The sequence below is a fragment of the Hydrogenophaga sp. genome (genome assembly GCF_018780385.1).
Classification (GTDB): Bacteria; Pseudomonadota; Gammaproteobacteria; order Burkholderiales; family Burkholderiaceae_C; genus Hydrogenophaga.
On the sequence record NZ_JADMJO010000043.1, the window covers coordinates 26142 to 43158 of the forward strand.

The 17017-nt window shown below is 64.8% G+C and carries 13 protein-coding genes; all 13 read left to right on the forward strand.

The window, feature by feature from the left end:
* Nucleotides 1-43: 43 nt before the first annotated feature.
* The 13 genes from IV113_RS15535 (at nucleotide 44) to IV113_RS15595 (ending at nucleotide 16947) form a co-directional block, all read left to right on the forward strand.
* Entirely contained in the window at nucleotides 44-2176 is a 2133-nt protein-coding gene (locus IV113_RS15535; protein ID WP_056278451.1) for a 3-hydroxyacyl-CoA dehydrogenase NAD-binding domain-containing protein, read from the forward strand.
* Between the two features lie 51 nt (nucleotides 2177-2227).
* The gene (locus IV113_RS15540) at nucleotides 2228-3847 is read left to right on the forward strand and encodes a carboxyl transferase domain-containing protein (protein WP_056278454.1); all 1620 of its coding nucleotides are present in this window, start codon (nucleotides 2228-2230) and stop codon (nucleotides 3845-3847) included.
* 8 nt (nucleotides 3848-3855) lie between these two features.
* Nucleotides 3856-5817, forward strand: coding sequence for an acetyl/propionyl/methylcrotonyl-CoA carboxylase subunit alpha (locus IV113_RS15545; protein ID WP_056278457.1), 1962 nt, complete (start codon nucleotides 3856-3858; stop codon nucleotides 5815-5817).
* Nucleotides 5818-5872: 55 nt separating this feature from the next.
* On the forward strand, nucleotides 5873-7048 hold the full coding sequence (locus tag IV113_RS15550; RefSeq protein WP_291086747.1) for an acyl-CoA dehydrogenase family protein: 1176 nt from the start codon (nucleotides 5873-5875) through the stop codon (nucleotides 7046-7048).
* Nucleotides 7045-8205, forward strand: a complete 1161-nt coding sequence (locus IV113_RS15555; protein ID WP_291086749.1) for an acyl-CoA dehydrogenase family protein — start codon at nucleotides 7045-7047, stop codon at nucleotides 8203-8205. The genes IV113_RS15550 and IV113_RS15555 overlap by 4 nt, the downstream gene beginning before the upstream one ends.
* Entirely contained in the window at nucleotides 8177-9145 is a 969-nt protein-coding gene (locus IV113_RS15560; protein WP_069047335.1) for a MoxR family ATPase, read from the forward strand. Before IV113_RS15555 ends, IV113_RS15560 begins: the two co-directional genes overlap by 29 nt.
* Nucleotides 9129-10583, forward strand: coding sequence for a VWA domain-containing protein (locus tag IV113_RS15565; RefSeq protein ID WP_056278469.1), 1455 nt, complete (start codon nucleotides 9129-9131; stop codon nucleotides 10581-10583). The genes IV113_RS15560 and IV113_RS15565 overlap by 17 nt, the downstream gene beginning before the upstream one ends.
* Before the next feature lie 37 nt (nucleotides 10584-10620).
* Nucleotides 10621-12261 carry an MBL fold metallo-hydrolase gene (locus tag IV113_RS15570; RefSeq protein WP_056278472.1) on the forward strand — a complete coding sequence of 547 codons (1641 nt, stop codon included), beginning with the start codon at nucleotides 10621-10623 and terminating at the stop codon, nucleotides 12259-12261.
* 38 nt (nucleotides 12262-12299) lie between these two features.
* Nucleotides 12300-12791 carry a PaaI family thioesterase gene (locus IV113_RS15575; protein WP_082586013.1) on the forward strand — a complete coding sequence of 164 codons (492 nt, stop codon included), beginning with the start codon at nucleotides 12300-12302 and terminating at the stop codon, nucleotides 12789-12791.
* Between the two features lie 31 nt (nucleotides 12792-12822).
* A complete protein-coding gene (locus IV113_RS15580; protein WP_056278478.1) occupies nucleotides 12823-14604 on the forward strand; it encodes an acyclic terpene utilization AtuA family protein in 1782 nt (593 codons plus the stop codon).
* A gap of 43 nt (nucleotides 14605-14647) precedes the next feature.
* Entirely contained in the window at nucleotides 14648-15841 is a 1194-nt protein-coding gene (locus IV113_RS15585; protein ID WP_056278480.1) for an acyl-CoA dehydrogenase family protein, read from the forward strand.
* Nucleotides 15842-15985: 144 nt separating this feature from the next.
* The gene (locus IV113_RS15590; protein WP_235501463.1) at nucleotides 15986-16732 is read left to right on the forward strand and encodes a TetR/AcrR family transcriptional regulator; all 747 of its coding nucleotides are present in this window, start codon (nucleotides 15986-15988) and stop codon (nucleotides 16730-16732) included.
* Complete coding sequence (locus tag IV113_RS15595; RefSeq protein WP_291086755.1) at nucleotides 16699-16947, forward strand: hypothetical protein; 249 nt, start codon at nucleotides 16699-16701, stop codon at nucleotides 16945-16947. The genes IV113_RS15590 and IV113_RS15595 overlap by 34 nt, the downstream gene beginning before the upstream one ends.
* The last annotated feature ends 70 nt before the right edge of the window (nucleotides 16948-17017 follow it).

Consider the following 17017-nt stretch of genomic DNA (forward strand, 5'->3'; position numbering starts at 1 on the left):
CCTCGGCACGACGTGAACCTCATCACAGACCTGGATCACCAACATGACGATTGACTACAAGCTTGATGCCGATGGCATCGCCACCATCACCTGGGCCATGCAGGACGTGCCCATGAACGTCCTCAACGAGCAATCCATTCCTGCCTTCTCCGACGCCGTGCGCAGGGCCGTCGCGGACGCTGCCGTCAAGGGCGTGATCGTCACCTCTTCCAAGCCCGAGTTCATCGCCGGTGCCGACCTCAACATGATGCTCGCCATCACGGACGTTGCCGAAATGATGGACTTCGTCACCCAGTTGCACGCCCTGATGCGCGGCATTGAGAAAAGCGGCAAGCCCTTCGTCGCGGCCCTCAACGGCACCACGCTGGGCGGCGGCTACGAGGTCGCGCTGGCCTGCCACCGACGCATCGCCGCCGACAACCCCAAGGCCCAGATCGGCCTGCCCGAGGTGGGCCTTGGCCTGCTGCCCGGCGGCGGCGGCACGCAGCGTCTGCCGCGCATGATCGGTGTGCGCAACGCGCTGCCCTTCCTGCTCGAAGGCAAAAAGCTCGCCCCGCAAAAAGCCCTGGATGCGGGTCTGGTCGATGAAGTCGTGCCGGCCGACCAACTGCTGGCCCGCGCCAGGCAGTGGCTGCTGACTGACGGTGCCGCTGCCGCTGTTCAGCCCTGGGACCGCAAGGGTTTCAAGCTGCCGGGCGGCGCCGTGCAAAGCCCCATGGGCTACGACACTTTGACCGCTGGCAACGCCATGCTGCGCGCCAAGACCTTTGGCAACTATCCCGCACCTGAGGCGATCTTGAACTGCGTCTACAACGGCTGCCAGATCGACATCGACACCGGCTGCAAGGTCGAGATGCGCGAGTTCGTCAAGCTGACGACCGGCAAAGAGGCCAAGAACATGATCCGCTCGCTGTTCTTTGGCATCCCCGCCGCCAGCAAGCTGGCCTCCCGGCCCAAGGGCGTGCCTCAGGCCAGCTACCGCAAGGTCGGCATTCTGGGGGCTGGCATGATGGGCGCGGGCATTGCCTTCGCCGCCGCCGAGGTCGGCATGGAAGTGGTGCTGCTCGACAGCAGCACCGACAGCGCGGCCAAGGGCAAGGCCTACAGCGAGAACCTGTGGAACAAGCGCGTGGCCGCCAAGCGCATGACCGAGGCCGAGTGCACTGCCAAGCTAACCCTGATCAAGCCGACCACCGACTTCGCCGACCTGACAGGCTGTGACATTGTGGTCGAAGCGGTGTTTGAAGACCGCGCCATCAAGGCCGACGTGACGCGCAAGGCCGAGGCGGTGATCGCCCCCGGCGCCCTCTTCGCCTCCAACACCAGCACCCTGCCCATCAGCGGGCTGGCCGAGGCGTCCGCACGTCCGGCCAACTTCATCGGCCTGCATTTTTTCTCGCCAGTCGACAAGATGCCGCTGGTGGAGATCATTCGCGGCCAGGCCACCAGTGACGAATGCCTGGCCCGTGCCATGGACTTCGTCAAGGCGATCCGCAAGACGCCCATCGTCGTCAATGACAGCCGCGGCTTCTACACCAGCCGGGTGTTCTCGACCTACGTCGGCGAAGGCCTGGCGCTGCTGGCCGAAGGCGTGAAGCCGGCGCTGATCGACAACGCCGGGCGCATGGCCGGCATGCCGGTGGGGCCGCTGGCGCTGGCCGACGAAGTCTCGCTCGAATTGATGGCGCGCATCCGGAAACAGACCGCCACCGACCTCGGCAAGGCCTACCAGCGCAGCGCCGTCGACGACGTCTGCGACCGCATGGTGGACCAGCTGGGACGACTGGGTAAAAAAACCGGCAAAGGTTTCTACGACTACCCACAAGATGGCCAGAAACAACTGTGGGCAGGCCTGGCGCAGGCGTTCCCGCTGGCGGCCACGCAACCCACGGTCGAAGAGGTCAAGCAGCGCCTGATGTTCATCCAGTCCGTCGAAACAGCACGCTGCCTCGAAGAAAAAGTTCTGCTGGCACCAATCGATGCCGATGTCGGCGCGATCCTGGGCTGGGGCTTCCCAGCCTACCTGGGTGGCCCGATCGGCCAGATCCACAGCCAGGGGGTGTCCGCCTTTGTCAAAGTCTGCGAGAGCCTGGCAGAGCGGCACGGTGCGCGCTTCGCGCCGCCGCAGTTGCTGCGCCGCATGGCCGCCCAGGGTGAGCGTTTTTACGACCTGTAAGCAGGCCTGTGACCCCATTCGTTCACTGCGACCTTTCAGCGAGAACCGCCCATGCCCGCCATTCAAAGTCAAGTCGACCCGCAGTCAGAGAGCTTCCAGCGCGAGCGCGCACAGATGCTCGCGCTGATCGACAGTTTCCGCACGCTCGAAGACCGTGTGCGCAACACGTCGAACAGCCAAGAAGCCAAGTTCCGCGCCCGCAAACAGCTGCTGCCGCGTGAGCGCATCGCGCTGCTGCTCGACCGCGGCTCGTCGTGGCTGGAGTTTTCGACCCTGGCCGGCTTCAGGATGCACGACGACGACGGCGAGAAGAACGTGCTGGGGGGCGGGATCATCTGCGGCATCGGGGTGGTGTCGGGCATCCGTTGCGTGGTGATCGCATCCGACAGCGCGATCAAGGGCGGCACCATCACACCGATGGGCATGAAGAAGAGCCTTCGCGCCGAAGCCATCGCACTGGAGAACAAACTGCCAGTGGTGCGACTGGTCGAGTCCGGCGGCGCCAACCTGATGCATGTGGGCGAGGTGTTCATTGAAGGCGGCCGCGGCTTCGCCAACCAGGCGCGGCTATCGGCCAGGGGCATTCCACAGGTCTGCGTGATGCACGGCCACTCAACTGCCGGCGGCGCCTACCTTCCGGGCATGTCCGACTATGTGATCATGGTGCGCGGCCGTGCAAAGGCTTTCCTGGCCGGCCCACCCTTGCTAAAAGCCGCCACCGGCGAGATCGCCACCGACGAAGAGCTGGGCGGCGCCGAGATGCACTGTTCGATGTCGGGCGTGGCCGAGTACCTGGCCGAGGACGATGCGGACGGCATCCGCATCGCACGCGACATCTTGGCGCGGCTGCCGTGGAACGACCGCTTGCCGATGCGCGCGGTGAAGACCTGGAAAGAGCCGCGTTATCCGGTCGAGCAACTGGCGGGCGTGGTGCCGGTTGACTTTCGCCAGCCCTACGACATGCGCGAAGTGCTGGCGCGGGTGATCGACGACTCCGACTTCCTCGAATTCAAATCGTTGTACGGCTCCAGTACCGTGTGCGGCCATGGTGCCATCGAGGGATACCCTTGCGGCTTCATCGGCAACAACGGGCCCATTGATCCGCAAGGCGCCACCAAGGCGACCCAGTTCATCCAGTTGTGCTGCCAGTCGGGCACCCCGATCGTCTATCTGCAGAACACCACCGGCTTCATGGTCGGCAAGGATGTGGAGCAGGTCGGCATGATCAAGCATGGCGCCAAGATGATCCAGGCCGTGGCCAATGCCACCGTGCCGCAAATCACCGTGATGACAGGTGCCTCCTTCGGTGCCGGCAACTACGGCATGTGTGGCCGCGCCTACGATCCGCGCTTCGTGTTCGCCTGGCCCAACGCGCGGGTGGCTGTGATGGGCGGCGAGCAGGCCGCCACCGTGATGCGCATCGTCACCGAAGAAAAATTTGCCCGCACCGGCAAGGAGCCACCCGCCGAAACCATGGCCACCATGAAAAGCGAGATCCTGGCACGTTTTGACCTCGAATCGCATTCGCTGTTTGCCACCGCGCGCCTGTGGGACGACGGCATCATCGACCCGCGCGACACCCGCCGCGCGCTCGCCACCACCCTGGCGGTGTGTCGGGAAGCCGGGTTGCGGCCCTTGCTTTCGAACACCTTTGGCGTGGCACGGATGTGAGAACCCTGATGAACTTCACCAAAATCCTGATTGCCAACCGCGGCGAGATCGCCTGCCGGATCATCCGCACGGCCCAGGCGCTGGGCTACCGCACGGTGGCCGTTTACAGCGAAGCAGATGCCCAAGCGCTGCATGTTGCCCTGGCCGACGAGGCAGTGTGCATCGGCCCGGCGCCGGTACGGGAGAGCTACCTCAACGTTGCGGCGCTGCTGGCGGCGGCGCGCAGCACCGGTGCCGACGCGGTACACCCCGGCTACGGCTTCCTGTCCGAGAACGACGGCTTTGCGCAAGCTTGCCTGGACGCCGGGCTGGTGTTCATCGGCCCGGACCCGCAGGCCATCCTGAAAATGGGCAACAAGGCCGGCGCCAAACGCCTGATGCTGGCGGCGGGCGTGCCCTGCGTGCCGGGCTATCAGGGCACCGACCAGTCCGATGCCACGCTGCTCACGAAGGCTGCCGAGATCGGTTTCCCGATCATGGTCAAGGCGGCGGCGGGCGGTGGCGGGCGAGGCATGCGACTGGTCGAACACCCGCAAGACCTCGCGGTCGCCCTGGCCAGCGCCCGCTCGGAAGCAGGCAACGCCTTCGGCAGCGAAGAGCTCATCCTGGAGCGCGCGGTGATTGAGCCGCGCCATGTCGAAATCCAGGTCTTCGGCGACCAGCACGGCCACATCATCCACCTGGGCGAACGCGACTGCTCGATCCAGCGCCGGCACCAGAAGGTGTTCGAGGAAGCGCCCTCCCCGGCGGTCACGCCCCAGCTGCGCGAGCAAATGGGCGCGGCGGCGGTGGCGGCTGCGCGCACCGTGAACTACGTCGGCGCCGGCACGGTGGAGTTTCTGCTCGACAGCGAAGGGCGCTTCTACTTTCTGGAGATGAACACGCGGCTGCAGGTCGAACACCCGGTGACCGAGTGCATCACCGGGCTGGACCTGGTGGCCTGGCAGATCGCCGTGGCCCGTGGCGAGCACTTGCCGCTGACGCAGGAGCAAGTGCACTTGAACGGGCACGCCATCGAAGTGCGCCTGTACGCCGAAGATCCGTACAACGGCTTCCTGCCGCAAAGTGGCGATGTTGCGCTCTGGTGCCCGCCCACGGGCGAAGGCGTGCGCGTTGACCACGGCTTGGCATCAGGCCAGACCGTCAGCCCGCACTACGACCCCATGATCGCCAAAATCATTGTGCACGGCGCGACCCGCGACGAAGCCCGACGGCGCCTGATCGGTGCGCTGCAACGCACCCGCCTGCTCGGCCTGCCCCACAACCGTGCCTTCCTCGAAGCCGTGGCCAGCCACCCGGCCTTCGCCGCTGGCGAAACGACCACTGCCTTTATCGCCCAGCACTTCGGCGCTGCGGCGCTGGTGCGGCCCCAGCCCGACTCGCTGGCGCTGGCGCTGGCCGGCACGCTGTGGTTTGAAGCCAGCGCCACGCCGGTCGCAGCCGCGCCCTGGCGCTCCAGCGGACCGGCACGCTGGCCGATGCTGATCGGCGAGGGCGAACACCGCCATGCCGTGCACATCACGGTCACTGGCACCCACAGCTACACGCTCGAAGTGGGCGCGGCGCTGCACCACATCACCCTCAGCGGGCGCGAAGGCGAGTGCCTGCACCTGATCGCCGATGGCGTGCAGCAGCACGCGGCTGCGGTGTTTGCCGGCGGCGTGTTGCACTTGGAGCTGGGCGACCTGAGTGCCAGCTTTGAAGACCTGACCTATGACCCCCCGGCCGCGGCGGCAGGCAGTACGGAGTCACGCGTGCTCGCACCCATGAATGGACGGGTGCTGGCCGTTGACGTCCAACATGGCGACACGGTCACCAAGGGGCAACGCCTGGCGGTGCTCGAAGCCATGAAGATGGAGCATCAACTGCTGGCCCGTCGCGATGGCGTGGTGGACCAGGTAGCTGTGCGCGCTGGCGACCAGGTTGCCACGCGCGCATTGTTGGTGTCACTGGTCGAGCAGCCTGATTGAGGCGCGCACCGCTCGGCACGCGCGACACACGCCACATCCACGGAGAGTAAAACGCATGCCTGCCGAAACCCTGCCTGCCAAGAGTCCCTTCTATACGCCCGAGCATCTGGCGTTCCGCGACGCGATGCGCCGCTTCGTCGCCAGAGAAATCAGTCCGCACGTGGATGCCTGGGACGAAGCCGAGTCCTTTCCTGTCGCGTTGTACCGCAAGGCGGCCGAAATCGGCCTGCTGGGCCTGGGTTTTCCTGAAGCCTTCGGCGGCAACGACGGCGACCTGTTCATGACCATCATCGCCGCGCAGGAACTGGCGCGTTGCGGTGCTGGTGGTGTCCTGGCGAGTCTGCTGTCGCACACCATCGGCTGCCCGCCCATCGTCAACGTGGGCAGCGAGGCGCTGAAGCAGCGCGTCTTGCCGCCGGTGCTGCGGGGCGAGAAGATCAGCGCACTCGGCATCACCGAACCCTCCGGCGGCTCGGACGTGGCCAACCTCAAGACCACGGCGCGCAGGGATGGTGATCACTATGTCGTCAACGGCTCGAAAACGTTCATCACCTCCGGCATGCGCGCCGACTTCTACACCGTGGCGGTGCGCACTGGCGGGCCGGGGCCAGGCGGCGTGTCGCTGCTGCTGATCGAGAAAGGCACGCCCGGCTTTACGCAAACGCCTTTGAGAAAAATGGGCTGGTGGTGCTCCGACACCGCCGCCCTGTATTTCGACCATTGCCGCGTGCCAGTGGAGAACCTGGTGGGGGTGGAAAACCAGGGCTTCAAGGCCATCATGAAGAATTTCAACCGCGAGCGCATCTTTCTCGCCGCCGGCGCCAACGGCTTTGCCCGCGTCTGCCTGGACGAGGCGCTGGCCTGGTCGCGTGAACGCGAGATGTTTGGCGGCAAGCTGATCGACCAGCAGGTCACCCGCCACAAACTCGCCGACATGGCCATGCGCGTCGAGGCGACCCAGGCCATGCTGGAATTGCTCGCCTGGCGCGTCGAACAGGGCGATACGCCGGTGGGCGAAATCTGCCTGCTGAAGAACCAGGCCACCCAGACCATGGCCTATTGCGCCAGCGAGGCGGTGCAACTGCACGGCGGCGCCGGTTTCATGCGCGGCGTCAAGGTGGAGCGCATTTACCGCGAAGTCAAGGTCAACGCCATCGGTGGCGGCGCCGAAGAGGTGATGCGCGACCTGGCGGCGCGCCAGCTCGGGTTTTACGCCGGAAGCCCTGGATGAAGTCCGCCGCCTCACCCACACAGCACATGCCGCCTTCGGCGCTGCCCGAGGCCATGCGCCTGGCCTTGTCGGGCGCGCCAGCGCCTGACTGCGCGCACGGCTTCCCCCGTGCCTGGTGGCGTCATCTCGGCGCCAGCGGCCTGCTCGGTGTGGGCTTCGACAGCGACGGCGGGGCGCCCGTCACGGACGCCGTGCAGGTCAGCGCTGTGGCCGGCATCGTCGCCCGGGAATCCGCCAGCCTGGGTCTGGGCATGGCGTGGATGATGCAGCAGATGCTGGGACGCTTCGTGCTGGCGCCGAATCTGCGCAGCGACCGGCATCGTGCGCTGCTGCAATCAATGACGGTCGGCGACACACTACTGGCACTCGCGATCTCCGAGCCCGGCACCGGCGCACACCCCAAACACCTGAGCTGCCGGGCGATTCAGGACGGCAGCGACTGGCTCCTTGACGGCCACAAGGCCTTTGTCAGCAACGGCCCGGCAGCCGATGCCGTCATCGTGCTGGCCGTCAGCGGCGAACACGAGGGGCGCAGGCGCTTCGATGCTTTCGTCGTTGAGGTCAACACACCGGGCCTGACCCGCCAACTGGACGACAAAGTGCGCGGACTGGCGCCGCTCGGCCATTGCGGCATGCAACTTGTCGGCTGCCGGGTGCCGGAAAGCCAGCGCCTTGGCGAGCCTGGACAGGCTTTCGACACCATCGCTCGGCCGCTGCGCGCGATCGAAGACGCCCTGCTGCTGGGCCCCATGCTCGGCGCCATGCAAGCCGAGCTGGATACATTGGCGCGCTGGTTCCAAAGCTCCGCCCGGACCCCTGCATTGACCCGGGACCTGGGTGGCTTGCAACTCGAACTCGATGCCCTCTCGCCCGTTGCACGTCATGCCGCCCAGCACCTGGACCAGCACGGACCCAACGAGGCGTTGGCGGCATTCAATCTGGGCGCGCGCCGCCTGCTTGATCGCTGGCAAGGCACCTGTGAATCCTTTGCCGCGGCCCTGGACGACCGTGAACCGACCCTGCTCAACCTGGCGCGCGATCTGCGCCTGGTGCAGGGCATAGCCCGCGGCATCGCCGAATCCCGACAACTTCAAACCGGCGAAAAAATGCTGCTCTCCAAGGAACCCCGTGAAAACACTACACCAACCCCACTTTGACTCCATCGATGGCCTGGCGCAGCGGCTGGCTGCGGTCGACTACATTGCCAGCCGCGAAATCGCCACCTCGGTCTATCTGGGCTTCAACCTGGAAAAGCCGATCCTTGTCGAAGGCCCGGCCGGCGTCGGCAAGACCGAACTGGCCAAGGGCATGGCCGAGATTCTCGACGTGCCCCTGATCCGCATGCAGTGTTACGAAGGCCTGGACGAATCCAAGGCCTTGTACGAGTGGAAATACGGCAAGCAATTGCTCTATACGCAACTCCTCAAGGACAAACTGGGGGAGATGATGCAAGGCGCGGTGGGACTCGCGGCCTCCATCGAGCGGCTGCATGCGCACGACGATCTGTTCTTTTCCGAGCACTTTCTTGAGCCGCGCCCGCTCTATCAGGCCTTGCACCAGGAGCGCGGCTGCGTGCTGTTGGTGGACGAGGTTGACAAGTCCGACCCCGAGTTCGAGGCTTTCCTGCTCGAAGTGCTGTCCGACTTTCAGGTCTCGGTGCCCGAACTCGGCACCATCAAGGCCAAGGTAAAGCCCATCGTTTTTCTCACCAGCAACAACACGCGCGAGATGAGCGACGCGCTCAAGCGCCGCTGCCTGCACTTGCACATTCCATTCCCCGAGGCGAAGCTGGAGCGGCGCATTCTGGAGCGCCGCGTGCCAGGCCTGTCGGAAACACTGAACCGCGAACTGGTCGCTTTCATTCAGGCGGTGCGGCAGATGGACCTGAAAAAGCAGCCCTCGGTCAGCGAGACCATCGACTGGGCCAAAACGCTGCTGCTGCTGCACGCCGAACACTTGAGCCTGGACATGGTGAAGGGCACGCTCAGTGTCTTCCTCAAGTTCGAGCAGGACATCGCCTCGGCCAGCGAGCAACTGCCGGCCCTGCTGCAACAAGCGCGCAAGGATGCGGAGATTCCCCGTGCAAGCCACGCTTGAGGATTTCTTCAAGGCGCTGCGCGGCAGCGACCTCGAGATCAGCCTCAACGCCCAGGTCGATGCGGCGCGCGCCGTGGCGCTGGTCGGCTGGAGCGACCGCACCCTCCTGAAAAGCGCACTGGGCACGACACTGGCGAAAACCACCCCGGATCGCGCCCTGTACGACGAGGCCTTTGACCGCTTCTTCCGTTTCAATTCCTTCGAAAACATGGCCGCGCAAGGCAGTCCGGCCAAGCCCTCCTTCAGGCCCGACACCGACCCCAACGCCAACCCCGCTTCAGACGCCATGGCCGCGCAAGACCTGCCGGACCCAGCCCAAAACAAACAGACCGCAACCGGTTCCGGTGGGCCGGGCGGCTGTCAGGGCAGCGGTGGCCAGGCCTTGTCGCAGTTGTTGCTGTCGGGTGACTCTGCGGCACTGGCAAAGCGCATGCAGGAAGCCGCGCGCGAGGTGGGCCTGACCGACATCTGGTTTTTCACCCAAAAGGGCTACTACACCCAAAAGATCCAGCAGGCCATGGGGCTGGAGCTGCTGGACCGCGAAATCTCTGACGCCAAACGCCAGACGCTGGCGCCCGAGCGTGCCAAAGACCTCGAACGGATGCGCAAGAAATTGTTCGAGGAGGTGCGCAATTTTGTCGAACGCAAACTCGCGCTCTACGGCACGGCACCGACGCGCCAGTTGCACGACGACTTCCTGCAATCGCAAAAGCTCTCCAACATCGAAAAGCGTGATTTCGCGCGCATGCACGTCATCGTCAGCAAAATCGCCAAGCGACTGGCCGATCGCCACTCGCGGCGCAAGAAGAAGCGGGTGCGCGGCCAGCTCGACTTTCGCAAGACCCTGCGCAAAAACGCTGCCTACGATGGCGTAATGTTCGAGACCTTCTGGCGCTCCAAAGTGGTGGACCGGCCACGCGTGGTGGCGATCTGCGACGTCAGCGGCTCGGTGCGCCAGTACGCGCGTTTTTTGTTGCTGTTCCTGCACAGTCTGGGTGAGCAGGTGAGCGACCTGCGCAGCTTCGCTTTCACCAACCACCTGGTCGAGGTGAGCGACACCTTTGAGTCGCTGCCGGTCGAACAGGCGGTCGACAAAGTGATGCAGGCGGTGGGCGGCAGTGGCACCGACTATGGGCAGACGCTGCTCGACATCGAGGCGCAGTTGCTCGAGGACATCGATCGCCGCACCACCGTGCTGATTCTCGGCGACGCGCGCAACAACCGCGGTCAAGCCCAGGCTCAAGTCATGCAACTGCTCTACCAGCGCGCGCGCCGGGTCATCTGGCTCAACCCCGAGCCGGTGTCGTTCTGGGGCCTGGGCGATTCGGAGATGAAGCGCTACGCCCCTTATTGCCACATCGCGCGCGAATGCAATTCCCTCGCACACCTGGAAAGCACGCTCGACGCCTTGCTGCGCACCCACTCTGCCAGCGCCTGAAGCCCAAACCCACATCCTCGCTCAACAGACACTGCCCATGGTCCGCCCCACATTGCAGCTCCACCCCCACAGAGAGCCGGTCACCGCGCACCCGGCCGCCACCCTGCTGCTGCTGCGTGATGGTGCGCTTGGCGTCGAAGTGTTGATGACCCGGCGCTCGCCAAAAGCCAGCTTCTTGCCTGGCGCCTATGTTTTCCCCGGCGGGCGAGTGGACGCTGACGACCACCAGGCGCATACACTGGCACGCGCCCCCAACGCGGGCGGACGCTACCGCACGGCAGCACTGGCTGCACTGAGGGAAACCTTCGAGGAATTGGGCATCCTGCTGGCGGTGCAGGCCGATGACAAGCCCATCACCCGCACCCACCTTCAAGCGCTGGACCGCAGTGAAGCGCTGTACCCGCAACTGCAAAGCCAGGGCTGGTCACTAACGCTCGATCGGGCGCGCATGCTGGCCTGCTGGACCACCGATCGCAGCGTGCCCAAGCGTTTCAACACCGCCTTCTTCGTTGCGCTGATGCCCGACCAGCAGGAGCCGGTGGCCGACGAAATGGAACAGTTCGAGCCCGTCTGGGTCAGGCCCGAGGATGCGCTGACGAAACACCAAGCCGGCAACTTTTTCATGATCTTTCCAACCATCCGCACCCTGCACTGGTTGGCGGATTTCGAGCAAGCCGAGCAGGCCCTGGCGGCCTGTACCGAAGACGTGCCACTGTGGAACTCCTGCCCTCGGGGTGGTCTGGTCAGCGGTCAACTTCAGCGTTTCATGGAGCATGAAGCGCCGTACGGCGAACTCGCGCTGGTCTGCCCGGACGGCCAGCTCGAGCACCCGCTGGACTGGCAACACGAGCGGCCGGTGCCCTTGTTGCGGCACCTGCATCGTCTCACCGCCCCCAACGCCAGCATCATGACCGGCCCCGGCACCAACAGCTACATCCTTGGAGACGCGTCCAGCGGCTACATCGTCATTGATCCGGGCCCCTTGCTGAACGACCATATCGAGCGCCTGCTCGCTTTCACGGCAGGCCAGATCACGGCCATCGTCTGCACCCACTCGCACCCGGACCACTCCCCCGCCGCGCAGCCGCTGGCCCAGGCCTGCGCCCGCCTGGCAGGCCATACTCCGCCGGTGCTGGGCCTGGCTTGCGCCGCCACTGCCCGCTCCACGGCTGTCTTCGCCCCCGACCGAGCTCTGGCCGACGGCGAGCGCCTGATGCTGCACGATGGCGAGCACAAAAGCACCCTGCGCGTGGTCCATACACCAGGGTACGCAGCCAACCACCTCTGCCTCATCCTCGAAGAAGACGGTCTGCTGTTTTCGGGCGACCACATCCTCAGCGGAAGTACCACCATCATCGACCCGCCCGATGGCGACATGAGCGCCTATCTCGATTCGCTGGACCGCCTGGCGCAGATCTGCGAGAAGGACGGTATCGAGTTCATCCTGCCGGCGCACGGTCACGTCATTGGCTGGGCGGCGCAGTCCATTGCGCAGCTAAAGGCGCACCGCCTGCGGCGCGAGGCCAGGGTGCTAGCGGCCATGCGCGCCGTCCCGCAAGGCGGCTTGGACGACTGGCTAACTCTGGCCTATGACGACACCCCCGCAGCGCTCTGGCCACTGGCGCGCCGTTCGTTGGCGGCCCATGTGCAACGCATCGAGCAACTCGCGATGCTTTGAACCCCATACGCTTTTTAGACAACCCACAGGAGCTCAATATGAATACCAACGCCCCCAACCTTGACCGCATCGCAGCTTGCAAGCAAGGCTGGAACGATAGCCCTTTTCTGAAGGCGCAAGGGCTTGAAGTTGAAGAAACAGCTGTAGGCCGAGCTGTTGTACGACTTCCTAAGGCCCTTCCCACCCAACGCGGCGGCGGCGGTTCGGACACCGTGCTCAATGGCGGCGTCATCTCCTATATGTTCGACGGTGCGCTTGGCTGGGCCATCATCTCCTCGCTGCTGGCCATGCCCGAGGCGTCCGACATTGATCCCTTCGAGCTTCGCCAGTTCACGATCAACCTCGACATCACCTTCCTCAATGCCGCCGTGGGCGATAGCTTCGAAGCACGCGGCAAGGTGGTGCGCATCAGCCGCACGACGGCATTTGCCGAAGGGGAGTTCCTGGATGCCAATGGCACAGTTTGCGCCACCGCCAAGGGTATCTGGCGCGTGTTCTGGCCGCGCAGTATTGCATCCACCCCGCGCTGACCCCGCTCCCCCGAATAACCCGGAGACATCCATGAAAAAAATAACCCTTCGTATTGGCAGCGCCTCGGGCTTCTGGGGCGACTCCGAGTTCGCCGCCGCCCAACTGGTGCAGCGCGGCAACATCGACGTCCTGGTGTTCGACTACTTGGCCGAAATCACCATGTCGCTGCTCAGCCGCGCCAAGGCCAAAGACCCGGCACAGGGCTATGCACCGGATTTCGTGACCACCCTCCAGCCCCTGATGAAGGAACTGAAGTCGCGCGGCATCAAGGTCATTGCCAACGCGGGCGGTGTCAACCCGTCTGCCTGTCGCGCTGCGCTGGTGGCTGCAGCCCAGGCCGAAGGTGTCGATCTGAACATCGCCGCCGTGCTGGGCGACGACCTGATGCCCCAGGTTGAGGCCCTGCGCTCGGCCAACATCCAAGAGATGTTCGCGGGCAGCCCCTTTCCACAAAAAGTCATGAGCGCCAACGCCTATCTGGGCGCCTTCCCGATCGCCGCGGCGCTCGATGCCGGCGCCGACGTCGTGGTCACTGGCCGCTGCGTCGACAGCGCGGTCACACTGGCGCCGCTTATCCATGCCTTTGGCTGGACCGCCGCCGACCACGATCTGCTCGCGCAGGGCAGCCTGGCTGGTCACCTGATCGAGTGCGGCACGCAGGCCACCGGCGGCAACTACACTGACTGGGATTCGGTGCCGGGCTGGGACGACATGGGCTTTCCCATCGCCGAGTGCCGCGCCGACGGCAGCTTCGTCATCACCAAGCCCGAAGGCACTGGCGGGCTGGTCTGCCACTCCACGGTGGGCGAGCAGATGCTCTATGAAATCGGCGACCCGCGCGCCTACATCCTGCCCGATGTGGTGTGCGACTTCACCAGCGTCACGCTGACGCAGATCGGCCCCGACCGCGTCGAGGTCAAGGGCGCGCGCGGCCTCCCGCCGACCGATCAGGCCAAAGTCAGCGTCACCTACGCCGACGGCTTTCGGGCCATGAGCTTGTTCATGATCGGCGGCATCAATGCCGGCGCCAAGGGGCAGCGCGTCGGCGCCGCAATGCTGGCGCGCATGCGGCGACACTATGCACAGCGCGGTTGGCCCGACTTCACCGAAACTTGTGTCGAGGCCATCGGCGCTGAAGACACCTACGGCCCCCACGCTCGGCCCGATGCGCGCGAAGTGATGCTCAAGGTCGGCGTGCGCCACCCGGTCAAGGACGCACTCGAACTGTTTTCGCGCGAAGTGGCGCCGATGGCCCTGATGTCGGCCCCGGCCATCACGGGCTTCACCGGTGGTCGACCCAAGGTGCAACCGGTGGTTCGGCTGTTTTCCTGCCTGATCCCCAAGACCCAGCTGGCCGCGAGCATCGACATGGGCGACAAGACCGTGGCGGCACCGCCATGGCACGGCCAGGCGTTTGATCCGGCGACCCTGCCCCAGGTCGGCGGCCCGCTGCCTGCCGCCGACGCCTATGCGCGCGGCACGCGCATAGTGCCGCTGGTGAAGCTGGCCTGGGGCCGCAGCGGCGACAAGGGCGACGCCGCCAACATCGGCGTCCTGGCGCGTCAACCCGGCTACCTGCCTTTCATCCGCGCCGCCCTGACCGAGCAGGCCGTGGCGGCCTGGTTCGCCCACCTCGTCAAGGGCAGCGTGCAGCGCTTTGACCTGCCCGGCACGCACGCGCTGAACTTTCTGATGCACGAAGCCCTGGGCGGCGGCGGCATCGCTTCGGTTCGCATGGACTCGCAGGGCAAAGCCTTTGCGCAGATGCTGCTCGATTTTCCAGTCCCGATCCCAGCCGACTTGGCACTTTGACAACTTTCGCCCCTGCCCCCAATCCAAGACAGAGAAATACACCATGAACACCTCGGCCACTACCGCGATAGCCAACACGGCTTCCACCGCCTTGAGCGCGCGTATCCGCGACGTGCAGGAAGCCACCCGCGGCGTCACCACCCTGTACCCGCGCAGCTACATCCTCCAGTGCATCAAGGAAGATCGCTTCCCCGACGAGCTGTGGCAAAAGCTCGGCGAGTTCGGCCTGCTCGGCCTGTCCGTCCCGGAAGAGTATGGCGGCTCCGGAGGCGGCGTACTGGAGATCACCGCGCTCAATGAAGCGCTGGCTTTGGCCGGCGTGCCCACGCTGTTCCTGGTCGTCACAGGGCTGGGCCGGGTACCGATCATGCGCCACGGCACACCCGAGCAGATCAGGAAATACGTCACGCCGACTTGCACCGGCGAGAAGAAGTTGTGTTTTGCCATCACCGAGCCCAATGCCGGCACCAACAGCTTTGCCATGACCACACTGGCCACACCGGACGGCGATGGCTGGGTGCTCAATGGCCAGAAGGTCTTCATTTCTGGCGCGCGCGATGCCGACTACATGCTGGTGATCGCTCGCACCACCAAGGCAGGCGAGGTGAAGCATCGCACCGACGGCATCTCGCTGTTCGTGCTTGACATGAAAACGCCCGGAATCCAGCTGACGCAACTCAACATCCAGGTCGAAACCGCCGAGCGCCAGTACATGGTGTTCTTTGACAACGTCAAGCTGCCCGCCGACGCACTGATCGGCGAAGCCGGCAAGGGCGCCAAGCTGATGTTCGAAGGCCTGAACTCGGAGCGCCTGCTGGCCGCTGGAGCCGCAATCGGCTTGGGCGACTATGCGCTGGCCAAGGCGGTAGCCTATTCGAAGGAGCGTAAGCCCTTCGGCAAGCCAATTGGCTCCTACCAGGCACTGCAGCACCGTATGGCGCAGGCCAAGGCGCAGATCGAGGCAGCGCGGCTGATGACCTACAACGCCGCCGAGCGCTTCGACGCCGGCGAGGATGCTGGTGCCCACGCCAACATGGCCAAGCTGCTGGGCTCGCAAGCGGCGGTGGCCGCCGTAGAGGCCGCGCTGCAAACCCACGGCGGCTACGGATTCGACCGCGACTACGACATCATCACGTTGTGGCCCATGGTGCGCCTGCTGGAAATCGCGCCCATCAACAACGAGATGCTGCTCAACTACATCGGCGAACATGTATTGGGCTTGCCTAAGTCATACTGAGCCGATGGCCGTCATCCCCGGTACCGACCACCCAGACCGAGACCGATGTTCGCAATACGGTCGAGGCCTCCGTCCGCCGTTTTCGGGGTCGCCTGAGCTTTCGACCCGACATCATTGGCAGGCCTCGCTACTCGTTTTCGGATGATGTGTGCCGTGCGCTCCCTCCCCACTTTCGAAGCAGCCAAGCGGCCGCGAGGCCGCCCACGCAAGACGCCGCAGGAGCGAAATGAAGGCAATCGCCGCCAAGATGTCGTCAAGGCCGCGGCCAAACTGTTTCGACGCTACGGCTTCAACGGCACGAGCACGCGCGACATCGCCTGCGCCGTCGGCATGCATTCCGGATCACTGTTTTGTCACTTCAAAAGCAAGGATGCGCTATTGCATGAAGTGATTCAGGAAGGCATGCGCAGCGCGATGGCGCGCCAGATGATCGTGCTACTTGCCGAGCATGACGCTGTGACCACGCTGCGGCAATTGATCCGATCGCATTTCGAAACGATTCTGGGACCAAACAGCGACTTCATGCATGTGGTGCTCTACGAGTCGCGCTACCTCAATGCTATGCAGCACAAAGTCATCGCGAAGCTGCAAGGTGAATACGAAGCGACATGGACGTCCGTGCTCCAAGAGCTCTCGTTGACTGGCTGCTTGCAGGTCGAGGTTCCGGTTGCGCGCCATTTGATCTTTGGTGTGCTGAACGGGTCAGCGCAGTGGTTCAAGTCTGAAATGGGAATCTCGATTGATGACCTGACCGACGCAGTGGTGGCCCTGTGCATACACGTCCCCCCGGCAAAGCCGGACTTGATGTTGAACGCGCCTTTGGGCGTCAGGCGGTGTATCCGGACGACGCCAACACCGTGGCCGATCTGCCCAGCCAGGCCGAACTCGTGAAGTACAAGAGCCAGGGCATCAACATCATGGCGCCGCCGATCTTCGCCCTGCTGAGCACCGACACTTCAGAGCGGATCGCGCCCTCGCAGTACGCGCGAAACGCCCGCTCGGCCGGTCTGGACATCATTGCCTGGACCCTGGAGCGCTCGGGTCTGCTGGCCGATGGCGACAACGGCCTGTATTACCAGACGTTCGATTCGGCCATCAAGACCTAAGGCGACATGATGCGTGTGCTCGACGTGCTCGTCCGCGAGGCGGGTGTGATTGGCGTTTTCTCGGACTGGC

What these genes read in the sequence shown, in the direction of transcription:
- IV113_RS15535 (WP_056278451.1), top strand. Translation starts at nt 44, where the DNA reads ATGACGATTGACTACAAGCTTGATGCCGATGGCATCGCCACCATCACC.
- IV113_RS15540 (WP_056278454.1), top strand. Translation starts at nt 2,228, where the DNA reads ATGCCCGCCATTCAAAGTCAAGTCGACCCGCAGTCAGAGAGCTTCCAG.
- IV113_RS15545 (WP_056278457.1), top strand. Translation starts at nt 3,856, where the DNA reads ATGAACTTCACCAAAATCCTGATTGCCAACCGCGGCGAGATCGCCTGC.
- IV113_RS15550 (WP_291086747.1), top strand. Translation starts at nt 5,873, where the DNA reads ATGCCTGCCGAAACCCTGCCTGCCAAGAGTCCCTTCTATACGCCCGAG.
- IV113_RS15555 (WP_291086749.1), top strand. Translation starts at nt 7,045, where the DNA reads ATGAAGTCCGCCGCCTCACCCACACAGCACATGCCGCCTTCGGCGCTG.
- IV113_RS15570 (WP_056278472.1), top strand. Translation starts at nt 10,621, where the DNA reads ATGGTCCGCCCCACATTGCAGCTCCACCCCCACAGAGAGCCGGTCACC.
- IV113_RS15575 (WP_082586013.1), top strand. Translation starts at nt 12,300, where the DNA reads ATGAATACCAACGCCCCCAACCTTGACCGCATCGCAGCTTGCAAGCAA.
- IV113_RS15580 (WP_056278478.1), top strand. Translation starts at nt 12,823, where the DNA reads ATGAAAAAAATAACCCTTCGTATTGGCAGCGCCTCGGGCTTCTGGGGC.
- IV113_RS15585 (WP_056278480.1), top strand. Translation starts at nt 14,648, where the DNA reads ATGAACACCTCGGCCACTACCGCGATAGCCAACACGGCTTCCACCGCC.
- IV113_RS15590 (WP_235501463.1), top strand. Translation starts at nt 15,986, where the DNA reads ATGTGTGCCGTGCGCTCCCTCCCCACTTTCGAAGCAGCCAAGCGGCCG.